This is a genomic window from Pseudomonas sp. Q1 (assembly GCF_009935975.1).
GTDB lineage: Bacteria > Pseudomonadota > Gammaproteobacteria > Pseudomonadales > Pseudomonadaceae > Aquipseudomonas > Aquipseudomonas palleroniana.
Window position 1 is genome coordinate 1 of the sequence record NZ_QODI01000037.1, and the last position, 4,872, is coordinate 4,872.

The following is a 4,872-nucleotide window of genomic DNA, read 5'->3' on the forward strand; positions in this document are numbered from 1 at the left end:
TATTTCCGGTTGTCTGCTCGCGAGGTGGCCGAGATGGACCCTCAGCAACGGCTGACGCTGGAAGTGGCCCACGAAGCGCTGTTCGACGCCAATATCAATTCCCAAGCCTTAAACGATCGCCGTGTCGGGGTGTTCGTCGGTGCGGGCATGGCCGAGTACCTGGCCATGGGCTTTGCCGATCCCAACACCATGACACCTCACACGATGTCGGGTGTTTCCTTGGGCATGATTGCTAACCGCCTGTCATACCTGCTCAATCTCGAAGGCCCCAGCCTTACAGTAGATACGGCTTGTTCTTCCTCGCTGACAGCGCTTTATATCGCCTGCCAGGCGCTCAATTCCGGTGACTGCGACCTTGCGCTGGTTGCCGGCGTCAATGCCCTGCTCGGGCCCTCGCCATTTGTGGGTCTGTCCCAAGCCCATATGTTGTCGCCGCGTGGCACATCGTTACCATTCGATGCAGACGCCGACGGCTTCGTGCGCGGAGAGGGTTGTGGCGTTATCGTGCTGGGCCGCAGCGACCGCCCTTTTCAGGACTTGCGCCGCGTCTATGCTGAAATCATTGGCTGCGAAGCCAACGAGAACGGCAAGACCGCCAGCTTGACCATTCCGTCGGCCGCCCGCCAAACCTCGCTGATGCGACACGCACTGAAGCGTGCGCGGATTGCCGATTCACTCACGGTAGCAATCGACGAAGTAGCAAAGCGATGGATAGGAAGAAAGCAAGGAAAACAGTCAGGGTTATCGCTGCGTGGGGGATGGCCAATCTGCAGTTTGGCGGGAATGCTCGAATTGCTTTTGACGGTGTCGTGGGCAGAGTCGAGCAGCAAAATAGCCCATTATTTGGTGCTGTTTCGAGGAGCAAAGCAGATAGACAGGACAATGCAACAAGCCAGCACACCTTCACATCGCGGCACTCCTAAGTTGGGTGGTTATGAACCTGCGCGGGTCGGCAATGCCGGAGGTATCATACTGACGCGGTGAAGAGGGCGAATTACGCGCCCGAGCGGAGGGCCTATCAGCCACGATGTATAGTTTATCAGGATGGTGCTGGGCACCGAGAGTTTAAAAGCCGGTCGGCGGATGATCATAGGTGATAGGCAGAGCAATGCGTGGCGCAATAGAGGGATGAGCCGGGGCCGTCTCCTGTTATTAGGTCTGAAAGAGACTTCGTGGGGGTGTCAGATTTTTTGTGTGCGGGCCGGTAACGGCCTGCCATTAGGCAGACCTTCATTTACCACGTCGGCCTGATGAACCGATCCCCGTACAGGATCGCGAACTAATTCAAGGCGCTTTTCCAATCATGGGCCGCACTGCCCCAGTTTGCTGTGATACTGCGCAAGCTCAGCCAGATCAGCTTCATGGCAGCCTCATCGGTTGGGAAGTACCCCCTCGTTTTAATGATCTTTCGCAGTTGAGCGTTGATGCTGTCGATTGCATTGGTCGTGTAAATCACTTTCCGGATGGCGGGCGGGAAGACAAAAATGGGATGACTCGATCCCAGGCGCGTCGCCAGGCAGCCACGACGGTCGGATATTGCTTGCCCCACGGTCCGGTTTCGAAGGAGTCCAGAGCCACTTCGGCGGCCTCGGCGTTGATCACCTGATAGATCGGCTTGAGCGCCTTGGCTAATTCCCGACGCTTGTCCCAGGCTGCATAGTCGAGGCTGTTGCGGATCAGATGCACGATGCAGGTTTGCAACGTCGTCTCAGGAAACACCGCGCTGAGTGCGGATTCCACGCCATCCGGACACTCAGCCCACCAACATCCGGACACCCGTTCCACGCTCATTCGGACAGGCAGTCGGAGCGCAGCGACGCAGGTTTGCATTGTTAGTCTGAAGCCCCTGCCGACGTCAATTTCGTCACACGCCTGCGCATCGATTCGCCCTTCAGTTCGATCCGATAAGCGTTGTGCACCAGCCGGTCAAGGATCGCATCACCCAAGGTCGGATCGCCGATCAGCGCATGCCATTTGTCCACCGGCATCTAGCTGGTCACCAGTGTCGAGCGGTTGCCGTAGCGGTCGTCCAGCAGTTCAAGCATGTCGCGCCGTTGCGCAGCGGTAAACGGCGCCAGGCCCCAGTCGTCCAGGATCAGCAAGTCGGTCTTGGCATAACCCGCCATCAGTTTGGCGAAGCGGCCGTCGCCGTGGGCCAGGCCCAGTTCCTCCAACAAGCGTGGCAGGCGCAGGTAGCGCACGCTGTAGCCGTCGCGGCAGGCCTTGTGGGCCAGCGCGCAGGCGAGCCAGGTTTTGCCTACGCCGGTTGGGCCGCCGATGATCAGGTTCAGGCCGTCGCGCAGCCACTGGCCGCTGCCCAGTTGCAGGATCAGCGCCTTGTCCAGGCTACGAGGGCTGCGGTAATCGATGTCTTCCAGGCAGGCGTTGTGGCGTAGTCGGGCGGCTTTGAGGCGAGTCGTCAGCCGTGCATCTTCGCGTTCGGTCAGCTCGCGGTCGACCATCAGGCCGAGGCGTTCGTCGAAGCTGAGATCGTTGATGTCAGGCGTTGCGTGTTGTTCGCCAAGCGCCTTGATCATGCCGTTCAGGCGCAGGGTTTGCAGCTTGTCGAGTGTCGGGTTGGGCAGCATGTTGGTGCTCCTTTTTCAGTCAGTGGTATTAGCCAGGGCCGCGCAGGTTGATGTGCTCGTCGGGCAGTAACGGCAGGTTTTGCTGGGCCAGCGGTAGCCGTTCCAGTCCTTGGCGCAGGATCGACTCGAGGCTTTTGTAGCTAAAGGCGTACTTCGAGTTGGTGTTTCACCAGTTGGTACGGCACGGAGTAAAAATGGCCGTCGACTTCGACGTGGTAGTCGATGTGCACCCGCACTTTTTTCCATTCGGCGTAGATGTAAGGGTGTTCCGGCAGCGGTTGCAACGCCGGTTGGTCGATGGTCTCGAAGGCTGAGCGGCGCGAGCCGGGCAGCTTTTTGAAGGGCTTTTGGTTGAGGCGATTCAGCAGCAGACCGATGGCCGTGTTGAGTTCGCTCAAGGAGAAAAACTGGCGGTTGCGCAGCACCGCCAGGATCCAGCGCTCGACCACTTGCACGCCGACTTCGACCTTGGCTTTGTCCTTGGGTTTTCGTGAGCGAGCGGGCAATACGGCGACGCCGTAGTGCTCGGCCAGATCGCGGTAACTGGGGTTGATGTCGGGCTCGTAGCGATGCGCTTTGGTGACGCCGCTGCGCAGATTATCCGGTATCAGAATCTGCGATGTACCGCCGAGAAAGGCGAAGCAGCGCACGTGTGAGCCCAGCCAGTCGGGCAGTTTCTGCGACCAGGTGGCCTCGGCGAAGGTGTAGCTGAACACGCCGAGGACGGCGACGAAGATCTGCGTCTGGCGGATCTCGCCGGTCTGCCGGTCGATGACCGGTACGGTTTGACCGGCGTAGTCGACGAACAGTTTTTCGCCGGCGCGATGTTCCTGGCGCATGACCACGTCGACCTTGGCCGCCCAGAGCCGGTAGTGCTCGCAGAACCAGCTGTACTGGAAGCCTTGCGGATGGGCGAGTCGGTACTCTTGCCAGAGCAGGGCCAAGGTGACGCCGGGACGGCGTAACTCGGCGTGGACATGAGCCCAGTCCGGCGTCGGACGTTGGTCGCTTGGCGCGGGTACTGCCGGCGGAAAAAGACGTCGATTCAGCTCGGCATCTGAGAGATCAATGGGCCACTGAAGCCCGCTGGCAGCGAACCGGCAAAGGTGGTCTCCCGCACTCGAATGGCCAATGGATAAACTTTGGCGATCTTGCGCACGGACAGGCCGGCGTCGAACTTTAGGCGTAGTACCTCTCGGATTTTACGCATGGATAAACGCTCCACGACGACCTCTTCGCTTCGATAAAAGAGGCCGATGGTAGTGAATAATCCTGCGTTGCCGCCTGCCTGAAAGTGTCCGGATGGCCGTGGAATCGGTGTCCGGATGCTTGTGGAATGAGTGTCCGGATGTTGGTGGAATGGGTGTCCGGATGGTCATGGAATCCCCAGCGCCGATCTCTTCCATCACTGCGTCGGTGACCGAGCTGATGAAGTCGTGCGAGACATCCATCCCGTACTGCTCCAGGAGAAACGCGCGGATCTCGCGAACTGTCATACCCCTGGCGTATATGGCGATGATCTTGTCATCGAACCCGGTAAAGCGCCACTCATGCTTGGGAATCAGAATTGGCGCAAAGCTGCCATCGCGATCACGGGGAATCTCCAGACGAAGCGGACCGTCGTCTGTCAGAACAGTCTTGGCGCTTTTTACCGTTGCGCTGGTTATTCGACTCATCAGGGCGCTCCGCGTCCTAAGATAGCCAAGATGGTGGCCCAGCTCTGCGCCCAGGGCTCGCTCGATTAGCGCCTTCTTGAAGGCCATCGACGCGTCCTGAATCGCCTCGGCAGTCATTGGGCCTTTGACGAACTGATCAATCAGCTCCTTCGGGATCGAAGGGAGCTCGGTTTTGGCCTCCAAGGCCGTCTTCTTTTTGGTTGGCATACATGCACCTCTTCAGCATGTTATGCCCGAACACAAAATTTCTGACAGTCCCCGAGACTTCGTCTTATTAACTTTGATCTACACTGCTCGTTGCCTTATCCATATGTGTTGACAAGGAGGTCGTGCTTGACGCCAAACGCCTTACTCATCCTGCATGCTGACACCCCGATGGTCTCTGGTGTGTTCCGCGCGTTATCCTTCTTGCGCACCCCTGCAGCCCCCGATGCTCCGGCCCGTCGATTGGTCAGTCGCACGCTGCAGCACCCGTTCAGCCGTACCACCCGGCTGTTCGGGGCCCGAGCCTTGGACAATGAAACCACCGGTCACGCCGATGCGGTGACCGTCGCCGGCCTGAGCGGGCAGCCGCTGTCGCTGCATACTGTCGATGGGGATGCGACGTT

Annotated in this window: 3 protein-coding genes and 3 pseudogenes; 2 read left to right on the plus strand and 4 right to left on the minus strand. The window is 59.1% G+C overall.

The window, feature by feature from the left end:
* Positions 1–984 (plus strand): polyketide synthase (locus tag DK870_RS28970; protein ID WP_161550409.1); only part of this gene is annotated, 984 nt, incomplete at its 5' end.
* Positions 985–1,279: 295 nt separating this feature from the next.
* Here DK870_RS28970 and DK870_RS28975 read toward each other — a convergent pair.
* The 4 genes and pseudogenes from DK870_RS28975 to DK870_RS28990 form a co-directional block, all read right to left on the minus strand.
* Positions 1,280–1,743 (minus strand): annotated as a pseudogene (locus tag DK870_RS28975) (transposase); the annotation flags it as partial.
* Between the two features lie 89 nt (positions 1,744–1,832).
* Positions 1,833–2,588, minus strand: a pseudogene (istB, locus tag DK870_RS28980) (IS21-like element ISPsy14 family helper ATPase IstB).
* 28 nt (positions 2,589–2,616) lie between these two features.
* Positions 2,617–3,798 (minus strand): annotated as a pseudogene (istA, locus tag DK870_RS28985) (IS21 family transposase).
* Positions 3,791–4,471, minus strand: a complete 681-nt coding sequence (locus tag DK870_RS28990; RefSeq protein WP_372241748.1) for a transposase — start codon at positions 4,469–4,471, stop codon at positions 3,791–3,793. The pseudogene istA and the gene DK870_RS28990 overlap by 8 nt, the downstream one beginning before the upstream one ends.
* Before the next feature lie 126 nt (positions 4,472–4,597).
* Here DK870_RS28990 and DK870_RS28995 point away from each other — a divergent pair.
* On the plus strand, positions 4,598–4,872 hold a 275-nt coding region (locus DK870_RS28995), incomplete at its 3' end, for a hypothetical protein (RefSeq protein ID WP_161550410.1).

Excerpts from the sequence above, each read along its gene's own strand:
- DK870_RS28990 (WP_372241748.1), bottom strand. The coding sequence starts at position 4,471 with ATGCCAACCAAAAAGAAGACGGCCTTGGAGGCCAAAACCGAGCTCCCT.